The organism is Gemmiger formicilis (genome assembly GCF_900167555.1).
Lineage (GTDB): Bacteria > Bacillota > Clostridia > Oscillospirales > Ruminococcaceae > Gemmiger > Gemmiger formicilis.
In genome coordinates this window covers 1-1,586 of record NZ_FUYF01000081.1, presented here as the reverse complement: position 1 = coordinate 1,586, position 1,586 = coordinate 1, and the positions used below count along the sequence as shown (strand labels likewise).

Genomic DNA, 1,586 nt, shown 5'->3' with positions numbered 1-1,586 from the left:
GAGGACGAGTTCCTCACAGACGTTTTCTATACCTTACTAAATAGGCGAACGGCGGTACAGGTGCCATTGCAGGAGCGCATCCAAGACGTGCTTGCCAGCTATCTGGCCCAGAACGATGCCACCGCACTGGACAAGATACCGCCTGCCGCCTTTATGATTCCACCCTCGCTGGATTTGAAGCATGGGCGCTATCTCTATATGGACGGCACCTACCACGCCTACTTGATGATTCCCGCAGACGGCTACCGCGCACAGGTCACAGCCGGGTGGATGGCCCTGCTGGTGAACGCCGGTGAGGGTATTGATGTGGATTTGTTTCTGGAACGACAACCCAAAGAACGCATGATGCAGAAAATCGGGCAACAGATCCGCATCAACCGCAGCAAAATCAAGGACACCAGCGACACAAACTCGGATTTCGATGACCTCTCCAGCGCCATTCGTTCCGGCTACTACCTGAAAGACGGCCTTGCCAACAACGAGGATTTCTACTACGCCGCCATCCTCGTAACGGTCACCGCCGCCAGCGTCAAGGATTTGGAGTGGCGTATCGGGGAGATATGCAAGCTCATGGTCTCGCAGGATATGAATTTGCATCTGTGCAGTTTCCGGCAGGAGGCAGCCTTTCTCTCTTCCCTGCCGCTGTGCGCCCCGGATGCGGCGTTGTTTAAGAAATATCGCCGCAACATTCTTACCTCCACCGCCGCCAGCTTTTATCCGTTCGTCAGCTTTGAGTTGTGTGATACCAACGGTGTACTGCTGGGCGTGAACAAGTACAATAACTCTCTCGTCAGCCTCGACAACTTCAATACCCGCATCTATAAAAATGCGAATATGGCGATCCTCGGCACCTCCGGCGCGGGCAAGACGTTCACCATGCAGCTTATTGCCCGCCGTATGCGGCTGGCCGGAACACCTGTCTACATCATTGCACCACTGAAAGGGCATGAATTTTATCGTCAGGCCAAGGCGCTGAACGGTACCATCATCCGCATCGTGCCGGGCAGCCCGGACTGCATCAACGTCATGGAGATTCGCAAAATCGACCACACCAGCAGCGAACTTCTGGATGGCCCCATGCCGGAGCAGTCGGAACTGGCCGCCAAAATTCAAAAGTTGCACATTTTCTTTTCGCTGTTGATCCCTGATTTGAGCAATGAGGAACGCCAGTTATTGGACGAAGCCATCGTCACCACCTACCGCAATAAGGGCATCACCTACGACAATGCCAGTCTGGACGACCCGGCGCGCCCCGGTCAGTACCGTGAAATGCCAATACTGGGCGATTTGCACGCGGTCTTGTCTGCCACCCCGGAAACACGGCGCATCGCCAATATTCTGAACCGTCTTGTACACGGCTCGGCATCAAGCTTCAACCGCCAGACGAACGTGAACCTTGACAACAGCTATGTTGTCATCGACATCAGTGAGTTGTCCGGCGATCTGCTGACCGTGGGTATGTACATCGGGCTGGATTATATGTGGGATAAGGCGAAAGAGGATCTGACCCGCCGCAAGCAGATTTTTATAGATGAGGTTTGGCAAATCATCGGCGCATCGTCCAACGCTTTGGCGGCCAACTATGT

Annotated in this window: 1 protein-coding gene; it reads left to right on the top strand. The window is 54.4% G+C overall.

The genetic code is table 11. From position 1 onward, the window contains the following. Positions 1-60 precede the first annotated feature (60 nt). The coding region (locus B5D32_RS14640) for a VirB4 family type IV secretion system protein (RefSeq protein WP_420896772.1) at positions 61-1,586 on the top strand (1,526 nt) is incomplete at its 3' end.